Annotated in this window: 23 protein-coding genes; 18 read left to right on the top strand and 5 right to left on the bottom strand. The window is 61.7% G+C overall.

All coding sequences use genetic code 11. From position 1 onward, the window contains the following. Position 1 precedes the first annotated feature (1 nt). From folK to ACM6IM_RS02960, 9 genes are all read left to right on the top strand, one after another. The gene (gene folK, locus ACM6IM_RS03000) at positions 2 to 487 is read left to right on the top strand and encodes a 2-amino-4-hydroxy-6-hydroxymethyldihydropteridine diphosphokinase (protein WP_414864109.1); all 486 of its coding nucleotides are present in this window, start codon (positions 2 to 4) and stop codon (positions 485 to 487) included. Between the two features lie 298 nt (positions 488 to 785). Continuing rightward, positions 786 to 1,586, top strand: coding sequence for a 3-methyl-2-oxobutanoate hydroxymethyltransferase (gene panB / locus ACM6IM_RS02995; RefSeq protein WP_192308944.1), 801 nt, complete (start codon positions 786 to 788; stop codon positions 1,584 to 1,586). Beyond that, entirely contained in the window at positions 1,583 to 2,443 is an 861-nt protein-coding gene (panC, locus tag ACM6IM_RS02990) for a pantoate--beta-alanine ligase (protein WP_414864108.1), read from the top strand. The genes panB and panC overlap by 4 nt, the downstream gene beginning before the upstream one ends. Before the next feature lie 197 nt (positions 2,444 to 2,640). Beyond that, a complete protein-coding gene (gene panD, locus ACM6IM_RS02985) occupies positions 2,641 to 3,021 on the top strand; it encodes an aspartate 1-decarboxylase (RefSeq protein WP_003228271.1) in 381 nt (126 codons plus the stop codon). Between the two features lie 219 nt (positions 3,022 to 3,240). Further along, positions 3,241 to 4,905 carry a glucose-6-phosphate isomerase gene (pgi, locus tag ACM6IM_RS02980; RefSeq protein WP_192308949.1) on the top strand — a complete coding sequence of 555 codons (1,665 nt, stop codon included), beginning with the start codon at positions 3,241 to 3,243 and terminating at the stop codon, positions 4,903 to 4,905. Positions 4,906 to 5,116: 211 nt separating this feature from the next. Further along, on the top strand, positions 5,117 to 7,054 hold the full coding sequence (acs, locus tag ACM6IM_RS02975) for an acetate--CoA ligase (protein WP_192308951.1): 1,938 nt from the start codon (positions 5,117 to 5,119) through the stop codon (positions 7,052 to 7,054). A gap of 163 nt (positions 7,055 to 7,217) precedes the next feature. Beyond that, complete coding sequence (locus ACM6IM_RS02970; protein ID WP_414864107.1) at positions 7,218 to 8,234, top strand: class I SAM-dependent rRNA methyltransferase; 1,017 nt, start codon at positions 7,218 to 7,220, stop codon at positions 8,232 to 8,234. 91 nt (positions 8,235 to 8,325) lie between these two features. Continuing rightward, positions 8,326 to 11,277 (top strand): DUF748 domain-containing protein, encoded by a 2,952-nt coding sequence (locus ACM6IM_RS02965; protein ID WP_414864106.1) that lies wholly within the window; start codon positions 8,326 to 8,328, stop codon positions 11,275 to 11,277. Further along, entirely contained in the window at positions 11,277 to 11,573 is a 297-nt protein-coding gene (locus ACM6IM_RS02960) for a DUF2845 domain-containing protein (RefSeq protein ID WP_201195089.1), read from the top strand. Before ACM6IM_RS02965 ends, ACM6IM_RS02960 begins: the two co-directional genes overlap by 1 nt. 276 nt (positions 11,574 to 11,849) lie before the next feature. Here ACM6IM_RS02960 and ACM6IM_RS02955 read toward each other — a convergent pair whose 3' ends face one another. Both ACM6IM_RS02955 and ACM6IM_RS02950 read right to left on the bottom strand, forming a co-directional pair. Further along, positions 11,850 to 12,203, bottom strand: a complete 354-nt coding sequence (locus ACM6IM_RS02955) for a BON domain-containing protein (protein WP_192308957.1) — start codon at positions 12,201 to 12,203, stop codon at positions 11,850 to 11,852. Between the two features lie 322 nt (positions 12,204 to 12,525). After that, on the bottom strand, positions 12,526 to 12,933 hold the full coding sequence (locus tag ACM6IM_RS02950; RefSeq protein ID WP_192308959.1) for a pilin: 408 nt from the start codon (positions 12,931 to 12,933) through the stop codon (positions 12,526 to 12,528). A 225-nt stretch (positions 12,934 to 13,158) separates the two neighbouring features. On the opposite strand from ACM6IM_RS02950, the gene pilB reads away from it, so the two are divergent. Genes pilB through yacG form a run of 5 tightly spaced genes read left to right on the top strand, consistent with a single transcriptional unit; the run spans position 13,159 to position 17,770 of the window. Further along, the gene (gene pilB, locus ACM6IM_RS02945) at positions 13,159 to 14,859 is read left to right on the top strand and encodes a type IV-A pilus assembly ATPase PilB (protein WP_192308961.1); all 1,701 of its coding nucleotides are present in this window, start codon (positions 13,159 to 13,161) and stop codon (positions 14,857 to 14,859) included. Between the two features lie 2 nt (positions 14,860 to 14,861). Continuing rightward, a complete protein-coding gene (locus tag ACM6IM_RS02940; RefSeq protein WP_192308963.1) occupies positions 14,862 to 16,079 on the top strand; it encodes a type II secretion system F family protein in 1,218 nt (405 codons plus the stop codon). Position 16,080: 1 nt separating this feature from the next. Further along, positions 16,081 to 16,953 (top strand): prepilin peptidase, encoded by an 873-nt coding sequence (locus ACM6IM_RS02935; protein ID WP_414864105.1) that lies wholly within the window; start codon positions 16,081 to 16,083, stop codon positions 16,951 to 16,953. Next, positions 16,950 to 17,573: a dephospho-CoA kinase gene (gene coaE / locus ACM6IM_RS02930; RefSeq protein ID WP_192308967.1), complete on the top strand. Its 624-nt coding sequence runs from the start codon at positions 16,950 to 16,952 to the stop codon at positions 17,571 to 17,573. The genes ACM6IM_RS02935 and coaE overlap by 4 nt, the downstream gene beginning before the upstream one ends. Beyond that, the gene (gene yacG, locus ACM6IM_RS02925; RefSeq protein WP_192308969.1) at positions 17,570 to 17,770 is read left to right on the top strand and encodes a DNA gyrase inhibitor YacG; all 201 of its coding nucleotides are present in this window, start codon (positions 17,570 to 17,572) and stop codon (positions 17,768 to 17,770) included. The genes coaE and yacG overlap by 4 nt, the downstream gene beginning before the upstream one ends. A gap of 9 nt (positions 17,771 to 17,779) precedes the next feature. On the opposite strand, the gene ACM6IM_RS02920 is transcribed toward yacG, so the two are convergent. The 3 genes from ACM6IM_RS02920 to ACM6IM_RS02910 all read right to left on the bottom strand — a co-directional run bounded on the left by ACM6IM_RS02920 (position 17,780) and on the right by ACM6IM_RS02910 (position 19,213). Continuing rightward, positions 17,780 to 17,995 carry a hypothetical protein gene (locus ACM6IM_RS02920; protein ID WP_054051316.1) on the bottom strand — a complete coding sequence of 72 codons (216 nt, stop codon included), beginning with the start codon at positions 17,993 to 17,995 and terminating at the stop codon, positions 17,780 to 17,782. A 64-nt stretch (positions 17,996 to 18,059) separates the two neighbouring features. Then, complete coding sequence (locus ACM6IM_RS02915; RefSeq protein ID WP_192308971.1) at positions 18,060 to 18,749, bottom strand: energy-coupling factor ABC transporter permease; 690 nt, start codon at positions 18,747 to 18,749, stop codon at positions 18,060 to 18,062. After that, positions 18,746 to 19,213, bottom strand: a complete 468-nt coding sequence (locus ACM6IM_RS02910) for an FAD/FMN-containing dehydrogenase (RefSeq protein WP_414864104.1) — start codon at positions 19,211 to 19,213, stop codon at positions 18,746 to 18,748. The genes ACM6IM_RS02915 and ACM6IM_RS02910 overlap by 4 nt, the downstream gene beginning before the upstream one ends. A gap of 127 nt (positions 19,214 to 19,340) precedes the next feature. Here ACM6IM_RS02910 and ACM6IM_RS02905 point away from each other — a divergent pair, with 127 nt between their 5' ends. The 4 genes from ACM6IM_RS02905 (at position 19,341) to ACM6IM_RS02890 (ending at position 22,092) form a co-directional block, all read left to right on the top strand. Then, entirely contained in the window at positions 19,341 to 19,967 is a 627-nt protein-coding gene (locus ACM6IM_RS02905; RefSeq protein WP_192308975.1) for a DUF1780 domain-containing protein, read from the top strand. Then, entirely contained in the window at positions 19,964 to 20,491 is a 528-nt protein-coding gene (locus tag ACM6IM_RS02900) for an MOSC domain-containing protein (protein WP_414864103.1), read from the top strand. The genes ACM6IM_RS02905 and ACM6IM_RS02900 overlap by 4 nt, the downstream gene beginning before the upstream one ends. Before the next feature lie 68 nt (positions 20,492 to 20,559). After that, the gene (locus ACM6IM_RS02895) at positions 20,560 to 20,733 is read left to right on the top strand and encodes a DUF3094 family protein (protein ID WP_192308979.1); all 174 of its coding nucleotides are present in this window, start codon (positions 20,560 to 20,562) and stop codon (positions 20,731 to 20,733) included. Between the two features lie 60 nt (positions 20,734 to 20,793). Next, positions 20,794 to 22,092: an NAD(P)/FAD-dependent oxidoreductase gene (locus ACM6IM_RS02890; RefSeq protein WP_414864102.1), complete on the top strand. Its 1,299-nt coding sequence runs from the start codon at positions 20,794 to 20,796 to the stop codon at positions 22,090 to 22,092. Positions 22,093 to 22,112 lie beyond the last annotated feature (20 nt).

Raw genomic sequence — 22,112 nt, 5'->3', positions numbered from 1 at the left:
CATGGAACGCATCTACATCGGCATGGGCAGCAACCTGGCTGACCCAGCCGAACAATTGCGCAGCGCGCTCGACTCGCTGGCGCACTTGCCCCAGACCGCGCTGGTCGGGGTTTCCGCGTTTTACCAAAGCGATTCGCTGCTGCCGGGCCAACCGCGTTACACCAATGCGGTGGCCGCCCTCGACAGCGCACTGGCACCACTGGCGCTGCTGGATGCGCTGCAAGCCATCGAAAATGGCCAGGGCCGCGAGCGCCTGGAACGCTGGGGACCACGCACGCTGGATCTCGACATCCTGCTGTTTGGTGACCGACTGATCGACGAGCCGCGCCTCAAGGTGCCCCATTACCATATGCAGGAACGCGCCTTCGTCCTCTATCCGCTCGCCGAACTGGCGCCCGCGGATTTGCGCCTGGCCGATGGCCGCCGCCTGGACGCGCTGCTTGCCGCCTGCCCGTTCGTCGGCCTGGAACGACAGCCCTCGAATTAACCAAAATCCCCTGTGAGAGCGAGCCTTCACAGGGATTTTGGCGCCGCTCCAGAAACCGCGGTTGCTGAATCGCATCAGTCGCCATCGGTAACACCCCTGTCGTAACAATGCGGTAACACACGTAATTGACTTCCCGAGTTCTCATCACGACTATAGGCGTCCCGCTGCCGCCAACACGGCGTTAAAGGGCGCAATCCAGGCCTTAAAAGCACGACAACAGACCGTGCGCCTGTATTTAACGAAGAATCACGCGCGTTACTCGCAGTAGTTTCCATAGCGCCTGAATGAGGAACTTTTCATGCCAGCCATCACCCTGACCACGCTGCAAGGTCTCAAGCAAAAAGGTGAAAAAATCACCATGCTGACCTGCTATGACGCAACCTTCGCCCACGCCTGCAACGAAGCGGGTGTCGAAGTGCTGCTGGTGGGCGACTCCCTCGGCATGGTTCTGCAAGGTCACGACAGCACGCTGCCGGTGACCACTGCCGACATGGCTTACCATGTCGCGGCCGTCAAACGCGGTAACACCGACGCGTTGATCCTCGCCGACCTGCCTTTCATGGCCTATGCCACCCTCGAACAAACCATGACCAACAGTGCTGCGTTGATGCAGGCCGGTGCGCACATGGTCAAGGTCGAAGGTGCCCTGTGGCTGGCGGACTCGATCCGCCTGCTGGCCGAGCGCGGCATCCCTGTCTGCGCGCACCTTGGGCTGACACCACAGGCGGTGAATATCCTGGGCGGCTACAAGGTCCAGGGTCGTAGCGAGAACCAGGCACGGCAGATGCGCGCCGATGCCATTGCTCTGGAACAGGCCGGTGCGGCCATGCTGTTGCTGGAGTGTGTACCGAGCGAACTGGCCCAGGAAATCACTCAGGCAGTGGGCATCCCGGTAATCGGCATCGGTGCGGGCAATGGCACCGACGGCCAGGTGCTGGTGCTGCACGACATGCTCGGCCTGTCGATCACAGGCCGTGTGCCCAAGTTCGTGAAAAACTTCATGCACGGCCAAACCAGTATTCAGGCGGCCCTGAGTGCTTATGTCACCGAGGTCAAGGCGGTGACTTTCCCTGGTATCGAACACGGATTCTCTGCATGAACACCGTAAAAACCGTACGCGAACTGCGCGCCGCCGTGGCTCGCGCCCGGGGCGAAGGCAAGCGCATTGCCTTCGTGCCCACCATGGGCAACCTGCACAGCGGTCACATCGCCCTGATTGCCAAGGCCTCGCAACGGGCTGATTTCGTGGTCGCGAGCATTTTCGTCAACCCGCTGCAATTCGGCGCGGGCGAAGACCTCGACAAGTACCCGCGCACCCTGGCGGCGGATCAGGAAAAGCTGCTCGAAGCGGGCTGCCACCTGCTGTTCGCTCCGACCGTTGAAGAGATGTACCCCGACGGCATGGCCGGCCAGACTCGCGTCAGCGTTCCCCAACTGTCCGAAGGCCTGTGTGGTGCGAGCCGTCCGGGACATTTCGAAGGCGTGGCGACAGTGGTCAGCAAGCTGTTCAACATGGTCCAGCCGGACCTGGCGATCTTCGGTCAGAAGGATTTCCAGCAACTGGCGGTCATCCGCGCCCTGGTGCACGACCTGAACATGCCGATCCAGATCATCGGCGAGCCGACCGTGCGAGCCGACGATGGCCTGGCGCTGTCGTCGCGCAATGGCTTCCTCGACGAACAACAGCGAGCAACAGCCCCGGTCGTCTACCGCACCCTGTCTGCGATGGCCGAAGCCATCAAACAGGGCGAACGCGATTATCCAGCCCTGATCGCGGCCCAACGCCAGGCACTCGAAACCGCCGGGCTGCGTACCGATTACCTGGAAGTGCGCCATGCGCTGACCTTGCGTCCCGCCACAGCGCAGGACCGCGACCTGGTGATCCTGGTGGCGGCGTTCCTCGGCAGCACACGGTTGATCGACAACCTGCACCTGGATCTCGACGCGATCGCTTGACACCAAAACCTGCTGTGGGAGCGAGCCTGCTCGCGATAGCGGTCTGTCAGTCAGTCAACATCGATGTTGAATGTGAGGGACTTATCGCGAGCAGGCTCGCTCCACAGGGAAAATTTGTGGGCTTCCCGCGCGTATTGCTGCCCACATTGCCTTCGGGCACACTGCCCGCCGTTCGATTCCGACCTGGAAAAACACTCATGCACGCCATCATGCTCAAGGCCAAGCTGCATCGCGCCGAAGTCACCCACGCTGTTCTCGATTACGAAGGTTCCTGCGCCATCGACGGCGAATGGCTGGACCTGTCCGGCATCCGTGAGTACGAACAGATCCAGATCTACAACGTCGACAATGGCGAGCGCTTCACCACTTACGCGATTCGCGGTGAAGAAGGTTCGCGGATGATTTCGGTCAACGGCGCTGCAGCGCACAAGGCCAAGGTGGGCGACCGCGTGATCATCTGCGCCTATGCCCACTACAGCGAAGCCGAACTGCTCAACTTCAAGCCGCGTATGCTCTACATGGCGCCAGGTAACGAGTTGAGCCACACCAGCAACGCCATCCCGGTTCAGGTTGCCTGATCGCATCGCCTTCCCGTTTGTCGGACCGTTCCCTGCCCCATGTACAAAAAAGTACCGGGAACGGGTCAGACAAACTCAAGACAGATTGCAGCGCGAGGTTTACTGTATTCGCCCTGTGCCATGAAATCGTGTCGACGCAGTTGACCGGACGCCCACCCGCAGCGCTCCGGGATTTTTAGTGTTCAAAAGGCCGTTCAAGTAAAAAGGAAACCCGCAGCGATGGCGTACTACCGCACTCCTCACGACGTGACCACCCTGCCCGCCTGGCAGGCGTTGAAAGACCACCGCCAAGCCATGCAGGATTTCAGCATGCGCGAGGCCTTTAATGCCGACCCGCAGCGTTTTACTCAATTCACCCTCAGCAGCTGCGGCCTGTTTCTCGACTACTCGAAGAACCTGATCAACGCCGAAACCCGTAACCTGCTGGTGGGCCTGGCCAACGAAGTCGATCTGCAAGGCGCGATCAAGGCGCTGTTCGAAGGCGAAATCGTCAACTCCTCCGAAGGCCGCCCGGCCCTGCACACCGCGCTGCGTCGCCCGGTGGGCGACAAGCTGTCGGTCAACGGCGTCAACGTGATGCCGGAAGTCCACAAGGTGTTGAACCAGATCACCGACCTCGTGGGCCGCATCCACGACGGTCTGTGGCGCGGCTACACCGAGAAGCCGATCACCGACGTGGTCAACATCGGCATCGGTGGCTCGTTCCTCGGTCCTGAACTGGTGTCCGAAGCGCTGCTGTCCTACGCGCAAAAAGGCGTACGTTGCCACTACCTGGCAAACATCGACGGCAGTGAGTTCCATGAACTGACCCTGAAACTGCGCGCCGAAACCACGCTTTTCATCGTCTCGTCGAAATCCTTCAACACCCTCGAAACCCTGAAGAATGCCCAGGCCGCTCGCGCCTGGTACCTGGCGCAGGGCGGCTCGGAAGCCGAGCTGTACCGTCACTTCATTGCCGTCTCCAGCAACAACGCCGCCGCAGTAGCATTCGGGATCCGCGAAGAAAACATCTTCCCGATGTGGGACTGGGTCGGCGGGCGTTACTCGCTGTGGTCGGCCATTGGCTTGCCTATCGCCCTGGCCATCGGCATGTCGAACTTCAAGGAGCTGCTGTCCGGTGCCTACACCATGGACCAGCATTTCCAGAGCGCGCCGTTCGAACAGAACATGCCGGTGCTGCTGGCCCTGCTCGGCGTCTGGTATGGGAACTTCTGGGGTGCGCAGAGCCACGCGATCCTGCCGTACGACCACTACTTGCGTAATATCACCAAGCACTTGCAACAGCTGGACATGGAATCCAACGGCAAGAGCGTGCGCCAGGACGGCACGTCGGTGTCCACCGACACCGGTCCGGTGATCTGGGGCGGCGTCGGCTGCAACGGTCAGCACGCGTATCACCAGTTGCTGCACCAGGGCACCCAACTGATCCCGGCCGACTTCATCGTGCCGATCGTCAGCTTCAACCCGGTGGCCGACCACCACCAATGGCTGTACGCCAACTGCCTGTCGCAAAGCCAGGCGCTGATGCTCGGCAAGACCCGCGCCGAGGCCGAGGCCGAGCTGCGGGACAAGGGCATGGCCGAAGCCGAGGTGCAGAAACTCGCACCGCACAAGGTGATCCCGGGCAACCGTCCGAGCAACACCCTGGTGGTCGAGCGCATCAGCCCACGCCGCCTGGGCGCGCTGGTGGCGATGTACGAACACAAGGTCTTCGTGCAAAGCGTGGTCTGGGGCATCAACGCCTTCGACCAGTGGGGCGTGGAGCTGGGCAAGGAACTGGGCAAGGGCGTCTACAACCGTCTGGTCGGCAGCGAGGAAACTGCCGCCGAGGACGCATCCACCCAAGGGCTGATCAACTACTTCCGCGGTCGTCATCGCGGCTGATACCCAGCTGCGCCGCTATTCCTGTGGGAGCGGGCTTGCTCGCGAATGCGTCATGTCAGTCGACGAATGTATCGATTGATCTACCGCAATCGCGGGCAAGCCCGCTCCCACAGTGTTTTGAGGCGGGCCCAAAATTTCGGGGTTCGGGTTGAACCCTTGCGCCACTCGGCGCATCTTTGTTCCTGTCGCAAAACAAGAATAAGGAACCGTCATGTTCGATATCAGCACGTTCCCCAAAGCCGATGCTGTCCGCCGGGCTGCACAGTTGAGTCAAGACGACTACCAACGCCTGTACCGCCAATCCATCGAACACCCCAGCGAGTTCTGGGCCGAGCAAGCCAGGCGTTTTCTCGACTGGAGCAAACCCTGGGACACCGTCCAGCGCTACAACCTGAAAACCGGTGAAGCCAGCTGGTTTGCGGGCGGCCAGTTGAATGTCAGTTACAACTGCATCGACCGCCACCTGGAAAAACGCGGCAATCAGGTCGCCCTCATCTGGGAAGGCGACGACCCCGCCGAATCCGCCCAGATCACCTACAAGAAACTGCACCACCACGTCTGCCGCCTCGCCAACGTGCTCAAGAGCCGTGGCGTGAAGAAAGGCGACCGCGTGTGCATCTACATGCCGATGATCCCCGAAGCCGCCTACGCCATGCTCGCCTGCACGCGCATCGGGGCGGTGCATTCGGTGGTGTTTGGCGGCTTCTCCCCTGATTCGGTCCGCGACCGCATTCTCGACGCCGACTGCCGCACCGTGATCACCGCCGATGAAGGCGTGCGTGGCGGCAAATTCGTTGCGCTCAAGGAGAAGGTCGACAAGGCGCTGCTGGGCTGCCCGAACGTCAGCACGGTGATCGTGGTCGAGCGCACCCAGGGCCAGGTGAACTGGGTCGAAGGCCGTGACCTCTGGTATCACCAGGCCCTGCGCGACGTCAGCGACGAATGCCCGCCCGAGCCGATGGACGCCGAAGACCCGCTGTTCATCCTCTACACCTCCGGCAGCACCGGCAAACCCAAGGGTGTGCTGCACACCACCGGCGGCTACCTGCTGCAAGCGGCCATGACGTTCAAGTACGTGCTCGATTACCGTGACGAAGAAGTCTTCTGGTGCACCGCCGACGTCGGCTGGGTCACCGGCCACAGTTACATCGTCTACGGCCCCCTGGCCAATGGGGCAACCACGCTGATCTTCGAAGGCGTGCCGAGCTACCCGAGCAGCTCGCGCTTCTGGCAGGTCATCGATAAACACAAGGTGAACATTTTCTACACCGCCCCGACCGCCCTGCGCTCGCTGATGCGCGAAGGCGCCGAACCCTTGAAGGAAACGTCGCGGGCGAGCCTCAGATTGCTCGGCAGTGTCGGCGAGCCGATCAACCCGGAAGCCTGGGAGTGGTACTTCAACGCGGTCGGTGAACAGCGCTGCCCGATCGTCGACACCTGGTGGCAGACCGAAACCGGCGGCATCATGCTCAGCCCGCTGGTCAGCGCCCAACGCATCAAGCCCGGCTGCGCCACGCAACCGATGTTCGGTGTGCAACCGGTGCTGCTGGACGAAGTCGGCAAGGAAATCAAAGGCGCCGGCAGCGGCGTGCTGGCGATCAAATCCAGCTGGCCGGCGCAGATCCGCAGCGTGTACGGCGATCCGCAACGAATGGTCGACACCTACTTCAAGCCCTACCCCGGCTACTACTTTACCGGCGACGGTGCGCGTCGCGACGAGGACGGCGACTACTGGATCACCGGGCGTATCGATGACGTGATCAACGTGTCCGGCCACCGCATTGGCACCGCCGAAGTGGAAAGTGCTCTGGTGCTGCATGACAGCATTGCCGAGGCCGCCGTGGTCGGTTACCCCCACGATGTCAAAGGCCAGGGCATCTACGCATTCGTCACGCCCATGAACGGCACCCAACCCAGCGACGATCTGAAAAAGGAGCTGCTGGCCCACGTCAGCCAGGAAATCGGCAGCTTCGCCAAGCCGGATCTCATCCAATGGGCACCGGCCTTGCCGAAAACCCGTTCGGGCAAGATCATGCGGCGAATCCTGCGCAAGATCGCCTGCAACGAACTCGACAGCCTCGGTGACACCTCGACCCTGGCCGATCCGAGCGTGGTGCAGGAGCTGGTCGATAAGCGTTTGAATCAATGAAAAAGCATCGTCGGAATGCCGCCCAGAGCAGGCTCGTTCTCACAGGGGATCAGTGACGGACGCAGATCCAACGTGGGAACGAGCCTGCTCGCGATGGCGTCACCGCGCTCTGGCGCCAAGCTGTTAAACTCCCGCGCCCCATTCCTCGTGCAAGGCGCCCAGCATGTCTACCTTGAACCAGGCGCTGCGCGCCGCCCTCGATCATCGCCAGGAACTGCTGGCCGAACTGCATCGGCAGGGCACCGACTGCTATCGCCTGTTCCATGGCAGCCAGGAAGGCGCCGGCGGCCTGACCATCGACCGCTACGGCCCGCAACTGCTGGTGCAGAGCTTCCACCAGACGCTGGAGCGCGAGGCGCTGCTGCACGTCCACCAGGCGATCAACCAACACCTGGGTTTCGACAGCCTGCTGGTCTACAACGACCGCTCCCGAGGCCACTCGCGGATCGACCGTGAAGACCCGGTCTACCGCGCCGACGACGCCGCCCTGCAAGACCTGGTCGGTCACGAGTGGGGCCTGAATTACCGGGTTCGCGGTCGCCACGCCGGCCAGGACCCGTTGCTGTTCCTCGACCTGCGCAACACCCGTGGCTGGGTCAAGGACCATAGCCGCGACAAGAGCGTGCTGAACCTGTTCGCCTACACCTGCGGAGTTGGCCTGAGCGCGGCCGCCGGCGGTGCGCGCGAGGTGTGCAACCTGGACTTCGCCGAGGGCAACCTGGCGGTCGGCCGGGAAAACGGCCTGCTCAATCCGCACCTGCCGACCATGCAATTCATCCAGTCCGATTACTTCCCGGCGATCCGGCAGTTGGCCGGGCTGCCCATCAGCCAGCGTCGCGGGCAGAAACTGCCGAGCTATCAACGCCTGGAGCAACGCCAGTACGACTTGGTGCTGCTCGACCCACCCGCCTGGGCCAAGAGCGCATTCGGCACCGTGGACCTGCTGCGTGATTACCAGAGCCTGCTCAAGCCCGCGTTGCTGACCACCGCCGACGATGGCGTGCTGATCTGCTGCAACAACCTGGCAAAAGTCAGCATGGACGATTGGCGCGAGCAGGTTCTGCGCTGTGCCGAGAAAGCCGGGCGGCCGGTGCGCGAATGGGCGGTGATGAAACCGGGTGGCGATTTCCCCTCGATGGACCAGCAGCCGCCATTGAAAACCCTGATCCTGCAGCTCTGACCTCGTCGGACAAATCTGAAAGTCGTGGGCAGCTCAATTACTTCGGAACCGGAAACGCGTGCCATACTCCAAGGCACTCCGATTCAGACAGATGAAGCTGCACATGCCCAAAGGATTGATTCGCGCTATCGGCGCCTTGTTGACTGCCCTGGCTCTCTACAGCCTGCTGGGGTTTCTGATTCTGCCGGGCATTGCCTTGCGCGTGGCCAATCAACAACTGGCCCACTACGCGACCACTCCCGCCACGCTCCAGCGCATCGAGCTCAACCCGTTCAGCCTTGAAGTCACCCTGTGGGGCCTGAACATTGGCGAGCCGGGCAAGGAACAGGTCGGCTTCGAACGCTTGTACGCCAACCTGCAGCTCGACAGCCTGTGGACCAAGGCGCTTCATCTGGCCGACATCGAACTGGACAAACCCAAGACCGAAATCCTGTTCGACAAGGACGGCAAGCTCAACCTGCTCGGCCTGTTCAAGTTGCCTGCCAGCGAGCCGGCCCCGGCCGATCCCGACGCCAAGCCGTTTCCCCTGAGAATCGAGCGCATCAACCTGGCCGGCGGCGCCGTGCATTTCCTGGATGAGCGTCCCAGCGAACCCATCGAGTTCGTCTACGACAAACTCGACTTCGAGCTGAAGAACCTCAGCACCCTGCCCGAGGATAGCGCCGACATGACACTGGTGGCCGCCGGCCCCAATGGCGGGCAGATCGACTGGACCGGCAACTTCAGCCTCATCCCGATCGCCTCCGAAGGAAAACTGAAAGTCACCGACGGCAAGATGAAAGCCTTCTGGCCCTACGTGCGCGATGCCGTACCGCTGGTGCTCGAAGACGGCGTCGTCAGCCTGAGCACCGACTACAAGCTCAACCTGTCCCAGCAGACCGAACTGCTGCTCAGCAACGTGGCGGTCAGCGTCGCGCCGTTTGCCATCAAGGCCCCGGACGGTCGACCGCTGGCGAAACTCGAGCGCCTGGACGTTACCGACACCACCGTGGACCTGGCCAGACAGCAAGTGGTGGTCGGCAAGATCCGCAGCCAGAAACTGGAAACCTGGGCAGCACTGGAGGCCGACGGCCAGCTCGACTGGCAAAAACTGTTCGCCAGCCAACCGTCCAAGGAAGCCGCGAAAGCCAAGGCCGAACCGGCCAGCACACCTGCAGCCGCCGACTCGCCGAAAGCACCCGAGACCGCGAGCAAACCGTGGCAGGTCTTGCTCAAGGACGTGCAACTGCGCGATTACCAGGTCCACCTGGCAGACCGCAAGGCGCAACCCGCTGTCACTCTGGACCTGAACCCGCTGAACCTCGACCTGCAGAATTTCGACAGCCTCAACGGTTCACCTTTTACCCTCAAGCTCGATACCGGCGTGGGCAAGCAAGGCCGGATCACGGCCGACGGTCAGGTCAATCTGGCCCCGGTCAGTGCCCAATTGAAAGTGCAGACCAAAGACATCGACCTGCGGGTCGCCCAGTCGTATATCAACCCGTTCATTCGCCTCGAACTGCGCAGCGGCATGCTCGGCAGTGATCTGGCGGTCAACCTCAAAAGCAACGAGCCGTTGGCCCTCAGCGTCACCGGACGCGCACAGATCGACCAGTTGCACACCCTCGACACCCTGAAGACCCGTGACTTCCTCAAGTGGCAGCAGGTGGTGGTGGAAGGCTTGAACTATCAGCACGGCGACAGCCTGTCGATCGACAAGGTCAACCTGTTCCAGCCCTACGTGCGCTTCATGATCAACGATGACCGCACCACCAACGTCGATGACCTGCTGATCCCGCAGCCGCCCGATTCCGGGGCGAAAACCGCTGCCGCCAAGCCGGCCGCCGGGAAGGACAAGCCGCTGGGCATCCACATCGGCGGCATTGCCATCAATGACGGCTCGGCCAATTTCGCCGACTTCAGCCTGACCCCGAACTTCGCCACCGCCGTGCAACAGCTCAATGGCCAGATCGGCACCATCGACAGCCGTCAGGCAAAACCGGCGACCGTGGACGTCAAGGGCAAGGTCGATCGCTACGCGCCGGTGACCATCAAGGGCTCGGTCAACCCGTTCGACCCGATGGCCGCCCTCGACATCGCCACCAGTTTCAAGCGCGTGGAACTGACCACCCTGACGCCCTACTCCGGCAAGTTCGCCGGTTACCGCATCCGCAAGGGCCGGCTCAATCTGGACCTGCACTACCTGATCACCAAAGGCCAGCTCAAGGCGGAAAACAAAGTGGTGGTCGAGCAGTTGCAGCTGGGTGAAAAAGTCGACAGCCCGGATGCGGTCAGCCTGCCGTTGAAACTGGCGATTGCCCTGCTCAAGGACGTCGACGGCAAGATTTCCATCGAGCTGCCGGTGACCGGCGACTTGAACAATCCGCAGTTCAGCGTCATGCCGATTGTCTGGCAGACCTTGCGCAACCTGATCGTCAAGGCCGCCGCCGCGCCGTTCAAGCTGATTGGCGGGCTGGTCAGTGGCGGTGGCTCCGAAGACCTGGGCACGGTGTCGTTCGCGCCGGGCTCCAGCGAACTGGGCAAGGACGCCGAGGGTTCGCTGATCAAGCTGTCCCAGGCCCTGAAGGAACGTCCGACCCTGCGTCTGGAAATCGAGGGCACCGCCGCCGCCAGCAGCGATGGCCCGCTGATCGCCGAGCAGCGCCTGGAGCGCGAGTATCAATACAACTACTACAAGATGCTCCAGCGTCGCGGCGACAAGGTGCCGGCGCAGGCGTCGTTGCTACAAGTCCCGGACGGCGAGAAAGGGCCGTTGCTGGAAGGCATCTACCGCACCCGTCTGAAAACCCAGCCACCGGCTGAATGGAAAGACCTGGGCAAGGAGGAACGTACGGCCCGGATGCGTGCCGACGTGATCAAGTTCTGGAGTTCCAGCGACGTGCTGCTGCGCCAACTGGGCCAGGACCGAGCCAGCAGCATCAAGGATTACCTGGTCGACAAGGGACAACTGGCCGACGACCGTGTGTACTTCATCGACGCCAGCCTCGGCGAGGCGGAAAGTGACGGCCGGGTCGTGACACCCCTGCACCTGGACGCCGAATGATGATCGGGCGCTTGCTGCTCGGCCTCACCCTGGCAATGACGGCGGCCCACGCCTCGGCCGCCGACACCCTGCGCTGCGGCAGTCAACTGGTCAGCGTGGGGGATCGCTCCAGCGAGGTGCGGCAGAAGTGCGGTGAACCGGTCAGCCGCGACCTGCTCGGTTACAAGCGCAGCGCCAACCGCCGGGAAGAGTTCCAGGTCGAGGAATGGACCTACGGGCCTAACGGCGGGATGTACCAGTACCTGCGGTTCGAGGGTAATCGGCTGCGGCAGATCACCAGCAAGCGAGGTCACTGAATCCTTCCCCACGTCAATTGTGGGAGCGAGCCAGCTCGCGATAGCGGACCGACGATCACTGCCGCGTTGTCTGTGGAGCCGCCATCGCGAGCAGGCTCGCTCCCACATCGACGCCAGGTCTTTCCTGTCTTGCAAATAGAACAGGCCCCGACACGAATGCCGGGGCCTGTAATGGCCACTATCCCTGTGGCCGTCGCATGAACTCTAAAGTTGCGGCAGACGTATAACCTGGCTCGTCTACCGCGTCTTCTCCCGGTCCAGGCGAGAAGTCTTGCCTTACTCGGCTTTCAGGCCGTCAGCGGAGACCGCCTTGACGCCTTTGATTTTCTTGGCGATGGCCACGGCCACATCTTTCTGCGACTCGGTCACAGCGGTAGTGGACGACAGGGAAACCACGCCTTTGTTGGTTTCAACCTTGATGTCGGTGCCAGGAATGCCTTTCTCGGTGACCAGGTCGGCTTTGACTTTGGTGGTGATCCAGGTATCGGAGGTAGCTTCCTTGGCTTGGGTCACTTCACCGGCTGCGAGAACCATAGGAGCCTGGGTCGCTTGGGTTTGGGCGAAAGCGGCGTTGGCCATGGTGAGGGTCAGCGCGGTAGCAGTGGCAGCAGCGATAGCGAACTTCTTCATACGAGTAACTCCTGTTTTTCTGGAAAAGTCTGCTGGGTGTCATGTCAGCAGGGTTACTGGGTATGTTGCGAACGCTGTGCCAAGTTTGAGACAGACAATAAATCGTTATAAATCAGATAGTTAAGAAAACGAGCAATTTTCGAAATCATGCAAAATGCATGAGTTTGATTTTTTCTACATGCAAGTTGCGGATTTGGCGTGGGCCTAAGGCCATGAATTTGCGAAAGTTTTGCTATTACTCCGGTCATGCGTCGATAGCTCACTCAAATCCGCAAAAAAAACCCCGCCTCTCACGAGGCGGGGTCCAGTGAGCCGTTGATGATCAGGTCCCGGTAGGGCAACCCGCTGGTGCGTAATCGGACGCTGCGCTGGTTTTGCATGACCATCCGCTGGTGGCATCACGAGTCAGCGTGATCGTCGCGTTGGCGACGACGGTCGGTGCCCCCTTGAGCGTGCAGACAATCCCGCTGCTTGGCGATGCCAGGACGGTGATCGTGCAGTGCTGCGAAGTCGTGCTGGCGCCGATATCGGTGGTGGATGGCGACGTCGTACCCGAATTGACCTTATCTTCATAATTGACTTTCAGCGCCGAAATCTCCGCCAACCCCGCCGTCACCTTCGCCCGCGCCTGGTACTTGGAGTACGCCGGAATCGCAAACGTCGCCAGGATCCCGATGATCGCCACCACGATCAGCAGTTCGATGAGGGTGAAACCTTTCTGAGTATTCATAGACAAGCTCCATGCATGAGTCGAAATCTCATGATCTGAATCAGCCGCAGCACAGCCCGTGCCAAGCCTTCAGCCCCTTGTTCCCGGGGGGCGGAAACCCGACCACGCGGCGAGCGGTCCGCAAAAGCCGCACTATGTGACACTTTTTGTCACTTCAACAGCGCGGGTTTGGCGCGTCCGTTTGACTAGGCTATAAGTCATGAACTGTCTGCGTCCGGTATTCCCATGAATGACATCGCTCTAAGCGGCCTGGCCAAACAACTGGTCCTGGCCGAACTGCTCACTGAAAAAAGCGCGCAACAGGCGTATCAGCAAGCCCAACGCCAGAAACTGTCCCTGGTCAGTTACCTGGTGCAAAACAAACTGGTGAAGAGCCGCCAGGTGGCCGAGATTGCCTCGGAGCATTTCGGCATGGCCTTGCTCGACCTGCATCGGCTGGACAAGGAGTCGCAACCCAAGGGTCTGGTCAGCGAAAAACTGGTTCGCCAGCACCATGCCCTGCCCCTGTGGCGGCGCGGCAACAAACTGTTCGTCGGGGTCTCCGACCCGACCAATCACCAGGCCATCAACGACATCCAGTTCAGCACCGGGCTCACCACCGAAGCAATCCTGGTGGAAGACGACAAACTCAGCGACGCCATCGAGAAGTTCTTCGACAGCCATGCCACTGGCCTGGAGGACATGCCTGACGTCGACCTCGATGGCGTGGACATCGAGTCGATCGATGACGCTCGACAGGATGGCATCGCCGGGCAGGATGCCGACGACGCGCCGGTGGTGCGCTTCGTTCACAAGATGTTGCTCGACGCCATCCGGGGCGGTTCATCCGACCTGCACTTCGAACCCTACGAAAAGACCTACCGCGTGCGGGTGCGCACGGACGGCATGCTGCGCGAAGTCGCCAAGCCGCCGATCCAGCTGGCCAACCGCATTGCCGCGCGCCTGAAGGTCATGGCCAGCCTCGACATCTCCGAACGGCGCAAACCCCAGGACGGGCGGATCAAGATGCGCCTGTCCAAGAGCAAGTCCATCGACTTCCGGGTCAATACCCTGCCGACCCTGTGGGGCGAGAAAGTGGTGATCCGGATCCTCGATCCGTCCAGCGCGCAAATGGGCATCGATGCCCTCGGCTACGAGCCCGAGCAGAAAGACCTGTACATGGAAGCGCTGAAGCAACCGCAAGGGATGATCCTGGTCACCGGCCCCACCGGCTCGGGCAAGACCGTATCGCTCTACACCGGGCTGAACATCCTCAACACCGTGGACATCAACATCTCCACGGCCGAGGACCCGGTGGAGATCAACATGGAGGGTATCAACCAGGTCAACGTCAATGCCAAGCAGGGCATGGGCTTTCCCCAGGCGTTGCGTTCGTTCCTGCGCCAGGACCCGGACGTGATCATGGTCGGCGAGATCCGCGACCTGGAAACTGCCGAGATCGCCATCAAGGCGGCACAGACCGGACACCTGGTGCTCTCGACCCTGCACACCAACAGCGCGGCGGAAACCCTGACCCGCCTGCACAACATGGGCATCCACGGGTTCAACATCGCCACCTCGGTCAGCCTGATCATTGCCCAACGCCTGGCGCGCAAGCTGTGCACCCATTGCAAGAAGCCGCTGGATGTTCCCCGCGAGGTGTTGCTCAGGGAGGGTTTCCCCGAGGAACGCCTCGGCCAGTTCACGATCTATGAGCCGGTCGGCTGCGATCATTGCAATGGCGGCTACAAGGGGCGCGTGGGGATCTACGAAGTGGTGAAGAACACGGCGGATCTGCAACGGCTGATCATGGCCGAAGGCAACTCGCTGGAAATCGACAGCCAGATGCGCAAGGACGGTTTCAACGACCTGCGGACCTCGGGGCTGATCAAGGCCATGCAGGGTATTACCAGCCTTGAAGAAATCAACCGGGTTACCAAGGACTGAACATGGCGGTCAAAGCAGCAAAAATCAGCGTGTACGCCTGGGAAGGCACCGACAGGAAAGGCACGAAAATGACCGGCGAGCTCAGCGGTCAGAACCCGGCCCTGGTCAAGGCGCAACTGCGCAAGCAAGGCATCAACCCCGGCAAGGTGCGCAAGAAATCCGCCTCGATCCTCAACCTGGGAAAACGCATCAAGGCCCAGGACATTGCCCTGTTCACCCGGCAGATGGCGACGATGATGAAAGCCGGGGTGCCGCTGTTGCAGTCCTTCGACATCATCGGCGAAGGCTTCGACAACCCGGCCATGCGCAAACTGGTGGACGAGGTGAAACAGGAGGTGGCGGCCGGCAACAGCTTCGCCGCCGCCCTGCGCAAGAAGCCGGAGTACTTCGACGAGCTCTACTGCAACCTGGTGGACGCCGGTGAGCAGGCCGGCGCGCTGGACACCCTGCTGGAACGAGTCGCCACCTACAAGGAAAAGAGTGAAAGCCTCAAGGCCAAGATCAAGAAAGCCATGACCTACCCGCTGGCCGTGGTGTTCGTCGCGATCATTGTCACCGGTATCCTGCTGATCAAGGTGGTGCCGCAGTTCGAGTCGGTGTTCAAGAGCTTTGGCGCGGAACTTCCGGCGTTCACGGTCATGGTCATCGGCCTGTCGAAGCTGTTGCAGGAGGGCTGGTGGATCGCCCTCGGCCTCCTGATCGCGGCAATCTTCGGCGTGCGTCGTGCCCTGAAAACTTCGCAGGGCTTTCGCGACACGATGGACACCTGGCTGCTGAAACTGCCGTTGATCGGCACGTTGATGTACAAGTCGGCCGTGGCCCGATTTGCCCGCACGCTGTCGACCACCTTCGCCGCCGGCGTGCCGCTGGTCGAGGCACTGGAGTCGGTGGCCGGTGCCACCGGCAATGTCGTGTTCAAGCGTGCGGTGCTGCGCATCAGGCAAGACGTATCGACGGGGATGCAGCTGAATTTCGCCATGCGCACCGCCGGCATCTTTCCCAACATGGCGATTCAGATGACGGCCATTGGCGAAGAGTCCGGTGCCCTGGACGACATGCTCGACAAGGTTGCCGGTTTCTATGAAGCCGAGGTCGACAACATGGTCGACAACCTCACCAGCCTGATGGAGCCGTTCATCATGGTGGTCCTGGGTGTTGTCGTCGGCGGCCTGGTGGTGGCGATGTACCTGCCGATCTTCCAACTCGGCGCAGCGATCTGATATGCCCTGGCCTGACACCCTGACCCTTTACCCGTTGGCGTTTGTCGTCATCGCGCTGTTGCTCGGTCTGCTGGTCGGCAGTTTTCTCAACGTGGTGACCTGGCGCCTGCCGAAAATGCTCGCACGCGAATGGCGATTGCAGGCCCATGAAATCCTCGGCCTGCCGGGCGAGACACCGCAGCCCACCTATAACCTGCTGCTGCCCCATTCCCAGTGCCCGCATTGCGGGCATCGGATCCGTGCCTGGGAAAACATTCCGCTGCTCAGTTACGTCGGCTTGCGTGGGCGCTGCTCGAGTTGCGCCACGCCGATCGGTAGACGCTATCCGTTGACCGAACTGGTCTGTGGCCTGCTGTCGGCCTTCATTGCCTGGCATTTCGGTTTCGGCTGGCAAGCGGTGCTGGTGCTGGTACTGAGCTGGGGCCTGCTGGCCATGAGCCTGATCGATGCCGAGCATCAATTGTTGCCCGACGTACTGGTGCTGCCGTTGTTGTGGCTGGGGCTGATCGTCAACAGCTTCGAGTTGTTCGTGCCGTTGCACGAGGCCTTGTGGGGCGCCGTTGCCGGCTACCTGGCGCTGTGGGCGGTGTTCTGGCTGTTCAAGCTGATCACCGGCAAGGACGGCATGGGCCACGGTGATTTCAAGCTGCTGGCCCTGCTGGGGGCCTGGGGCGGATGGCAGATTCTGCCGCTGACGCTCCTGTTGTCGTCGCTGGTCGGGGCCGTGGTCGGGGTGATTTTGCTGAAGCTGCGCGATGCCAGACACTCGACACCGCTGCCCTTTGGCCCCTATCTGGCAATTGCCGGCTGGATTGCCTTGCTCTGGGGTGGTCAAATAACCGACTTCTATTGGCAGTTTGTCGGTTTGAAATGAATACCCCTGCGGAAAAACCCTGGATTCTCGGCCTCACCGGCGGCATTGGCAGCGGCAAAAGCGCGGCGGCCCAGCACTTCATCGACCTGGGCGTCCATGTGGTCGATGCCGATCACGCGGCGCGCTGGGTCGTGGAGCCGGGTCGCCCGGCCCTGGCGCGGATCGCCGAACATTTTGGCCCCGGCGTGTTGCAGGCCAACGGCCAACTGGATCGTGCGGCACTGCGCAAGCTGATCTTCGAAGACCCGCAAGAGCGACGCTGGCTCGAAGCGCTGCTGCATCCACTGATCGCCGAGGAAATCGCCGAGCATCTGGGCAAGGCACAATCGCCTTACGCGATTCTGGTTTCGCCGTTGCTGATCGAATCCGGGCAATACGCAATGACCCAGCGCGTGCTGGTGATCGATGCGCCCGAACAGCTACAGATCGAACGCACCCTGCAGCGCGACCAGACCAGCGAGCAACAGGTCCAGGCGATCCTCAAGGCGCAATCCAGCCGTGAGGATCGCGTGAGCCACGCCGACGACGTGGTGGTCAACGACCGCGACCTCGCCTGGCTGCACAGCGAGGTCGAGCGCCTGCATCACTTTTACTTAACATTGCGTGGAGGCCAGTCATGAGCCCAATCCCGACCGTCGATTGCCCAACCTGCGGCGCCCCTGTCGAATGGAGCCCCGAGAGCACCTTCCGGCCGTTCTGTTCGGACCGCTGCAAACTGATCGACCTGGGCGCCTGGGCATCGGAGGAACACAAGATTCCGGTGAGCCCGGACGCCGAGGACGACCTGTTCAGCGAAGACTTCGAACCGCGTCACTGAGGACGATATTCAGGGCCGCATGAACCCGTAGTCCTGACTGTCATCGAGATTTTCGGCGAGAAACTGCAACTCGTCGGCCAGGTCCTCGACACTGCGCACCGCCTTGCTCTGCTGCACCACCGCGCTGAGCAGGGCGCGCAGGCTCAGCCCCGGATCAAACCCGACTTCCTGCGCGGCATCCAGACTGTGGCGCAGTTCCTGCCTTGCCCATTCGTAGACACTCATTTCAATGCTCCTGAAAGGTTTTTCGGAGCATGAATTCGTCTGGTTTTTTTGCCTTTGATGTGGATCAAGATTTCGGGTCGTCATCCTTCCAGGGCGCCGAAAGGTAGCGGGTGCGGTTGAAGGTCTCCAGCCATTCGGGGCAAAACACCACCAGCGCACTGACCACCATGCCGTTGATGAAGGCCTCCGGAAAGATGATCAACCACAGGTAGCCGACAAAGTCTTCCAGCCAATAGGGCATGGCGAACAACCCGTCATACCACAGCAGCCACAGCGCCAGGAGCAGGCACAACAACGCCGACAACGCGGCCGCGAAGAAACCGGACACGAAGATGTAAACGAAGAGATTACGCGGCTGCGCACGCTCCACCAGGATGGCGCAGCACTCGGTGATCAAGACGGGCAACACGATCAACAAGGCGCCGTTGACCCCGACGGCGGCGAGGTCCTGGCGGCCGAGCAGCACCAGGCCTGCCTGCGCGACCAGGCCACCGACGATTGCCAGGGGCCAGTCCAGCAGCAGGGTCACGGCGGTCATGCCGAGAAAGTGATAGGACACACCGGTATCGAAATCCCGTCGCACCAGCCACAACATGAACAGCGCGAACACCGTGCCGAACAGCAGATGCTGGCGCCGGCTGTCGGCGAACAATTCGACCCAGGGCGTGCGCCAGACAGCCCAGGCAATCACCGGCAGGTAAATCAGCCAGCCGACCGTCAGGCTCTGCGCCGACAGCACCTCCACGCCGATCATGGCCCGGCTTTCTCCAATGCCTCACGCAATTGCGCGGCCGTGGCGTATTCGTGCTGGTCCACCAATTGCCCCTTCCTGAGGGTCAGCCACAGCACTTTATCCACAGCCCCCGGATAGCGCGGGGCCACTCGACCCTCACGATCCAGCATGACCCGATAGGCATAGTCGCGCATGGCCGGCACGGCGAACAATTTGGCCACCAGCCGTGGCATGCGCTCGATGTCCGCGACAAACACCGCGTGGCGTGCTTCCAGGTAGCCCTTCGGCTGACCTTGCAGCGCCGCCTCGACCAACTTGGCCCCGTCCATGCTCCGCGCCACCAGCAATGTCTGCGTCTGATCGTCAAGGCTGTAGGCCTGATCGAACTGATCCAGCAACGTCCAGGGTGCCAGGCGCTCGCCTGTTTCAAGCGCATGGGCCCCCAGGGGTAAAAGTCCGAGCAGCAACAACGGCCAATATTTCACGTCTGATCCTCGTTCAATCGCTTGCACATAATGGCCATCAGTCTACACCGGCTGTTCCCCCTGCCAGTGACGAGCTTTACCGTTAAACGCTTTCAGCTTGTCGCATTTGAACGCTAAGCTTGGGCCTATGGATGACTCCGACTACTTACGCCTGCTGACCATCGCGGCCGAGCAAGCCAACGCGTTCCTGTCCAATGCCCGCAAATGGGAGCGTGAGCGTTGGGTCTGCCAACGCCTGCTGCAAGGGCTGAACATTCCGTACCGCGTCGACGAATTCGCCCCCGCCGGGGAACCGCCGGACGTGCTGTTCCGGGACGCCAACTTTGAAGTGTTCTTCGTCCTCGACGAGGGGCGGCGCCTCAACGACGAATGGCGCGATGAGTTGCAACGGCGGCGCAGCGCGTTTTCGCTCAGTTCACTGGTACGTCGCGAAGCCAAGCCCAGGCGCATTCCGGCCAATGAATTTCTGCAGAGGCTGGCGCCGACCCTGCGCAAGAAAGCCCACAACTACAAGGAACGCGGCATGGACCTGGGCGAGCTGGACATCATTGCCTTCACCAGCCTCAAGCGTGAAGTGCTCGACCTCAACAGCCACTTTCCACCGCCCACCGAATATTTGCGCCAGGGCTGGCGCTCCTTGTCACTGGTAGGCCCCACCTTCGCCCGCGTGCTGTTTGCCCACCCGGATGCGCCGGACTTTCTGCGCGGCAACCTGGGGCGCAGCATCGTGTTCGATGTCGGGATCAGCCTGTGAGCCCGCTGCAGGCATTGATCGCCGAAGTGCCGCAGCTGGGCCGCGTGCGCTGGATCGGCGTACGCCCGCAACGCCATGCGCCGATGATCGAGCTGGAGGCGGTAGAGGCTCGTCTGGAAGCCGGCCTGACCGGTGACCGCGCTCGCCCCGGCGTGCGCAATGCGCGCCAGGTGACGCTGATCCAGTGGGAGCACCTGGCCGTCATCAGTGCGCTGATGGGCCGCGCCGATGACCAGCCCGTAGTGCCGCAGGACCTGCGGCGCAACATCGTCGTCAGCGGTATCAACCTGTTCAGTCTCAAAGGCCGACGCTTCAGGATCGGCCAGGCGATCTTCGAAACCACGGGTTGGTGCCAACCGTGCGCGCGCCTGCAGGACAACCTCGGACCGGGCACCTTTCAAGCCGTTCGCGGGCATGGTGGAATCACCGCCCGGGTGTTACAAAGTGGAATCATTCGCCTGGACGACACCGTCAAGGTCGAGCCGATTCCGCCAAGCGGCTATGCTCCGTTCAATGCGGGCTGATGCGTGACCCTGCCGTGCGCATGTAGCTTCAATCCATTCAGCAACGTCTACCCCTGACGAGGCCCGATATGACCAGCCGCCTGAACCCTGACGACCAAAAGCATGTCGAAGAGTACCTGCAGTTGTCCCAGCACCGAGTCGAGCGCCGGCCCTTTCGGCCGTGGATGCTCCTGGTGATGGTGCTGGCTGTGACCATCAGCCTGGGCCTGTTGAGCCGACTTATCAGTTACCTGACGCTATGAGCTGCCTGGCGCTCGCTCGGATGACTGCACCGATTTCCTTTAGCCTTGCGAGTTATCCCCATGTCCCATCGTATTGTCATTGTCGGCGGCGGCGCCGGCGGTCTGGAGTTGGCTACCCGTCTGGGTAAGACTCTGGGCAAGCGCGGCACGGCCAGCGTGATGCTGGTCGACGCGAACCTGACCCACATCTGGAAACCGCTGTTGCATGAAGTGGCGGCCGGCTCCCTGAACTCTTCCGAAGACGAACTCAACTACGTCGCCCAGGCAAAATGGAACCACTTCGAGTTCCAGCTGGGGCGCATGAGCGGGCTTGATCGCACCCTGAAGAAAATCCAGCTGGCGGCCACCTACGACGAAGCCGGCCTGGAACTGGTGCCGGCACGCGAAGTGCCTTACGACACACTGGTGATCGCCGTCGGCAGTACGACCAACGATTTCGGCACCCAGGGCGCCGCGCAGCATTGCCTGTTCCTCGACACCCGCAAACAGGCCGAGCGCTTCCACCAGCAGTTGCTCAACCATTACCTGCGCGCTCATGCCGGGCAAACCGATGCGGTGCAACAGATCAGCGTGGCCATCGTCGGTGCCGGCGCCACCGGCGTGGAACTGGCTGCCGAACTGCACAACGCGGCCCATGAACTGGCGGCCTACGGGCTGGACCGGATCAAGCCGGAAAACATGCACATCACCCTGATCGAAGCCGGGCCACGGGTGCTGCCAGCCTTGCCGGAACGCATCAGCGGGCCGGTGCATAAAACCCTGGAGAAACTCGGGGTCAACGTCATGACCAACGCGGCAGTCAGCGAGGTCACCGCCGACAGCCTGATCACCGCCGATGGCAATGTGATCAATGCCAGCCTCAAGGTCTGGGCCGCCGGGATTCGCGCACCGGGTTTCCTCAAGGACATCGATGGCCTGGAAACCAACCGCATCAACCAGTTGCAGGTGCTGCCGACCCTGCAAACCACCCGTGACGAAAACATCTTCGCCTTCGGCGACTGTGCGGCCTGCCCGCAACCAGGCACCGATCGCAATGTGCCGCCGCGCGCACAGGCGGCGCATCAGCAGGCCTCGCTGCTGACCAAATCGTTGAAGCTGCGCATCGAAGGCAAGTCGCTGCCTGAGTACAAGTACACCGATTACGGCTCGCTGATCTCGCTGTCGCGCTTCTCGGCGGTGGGTAACCTGATGGGCAACCTCACCGGCAGCGTGATGCTCGAGGGCTGGCTGGCGCGGATGTTCTATGTGTCGCTGTACCGGATGCACCAGATGGCGCTGTATGGCATGTTCCGCACGGCGATGTTGATGCTGGGCAGCAAGATCGGGCGCGGCACCGAGCCGCGCCTGAAGCTGCACTGATCAAACACCTGCCTGTGGGA

The organism is Pseudomonas sp. IT-P12, assembly GCF_949767465.1.
Taxonomy (GTDB): Bacteria; Pseudomonadota; Gammaproteobacteria; order Pseudomonadales; family Pseudomonadaceae; genus Aquipseudomonas.
Note: the sequence above shows the minus strand (reverse complement) of the source record. Positions and strands in the feature narration are given on the sequence as shown.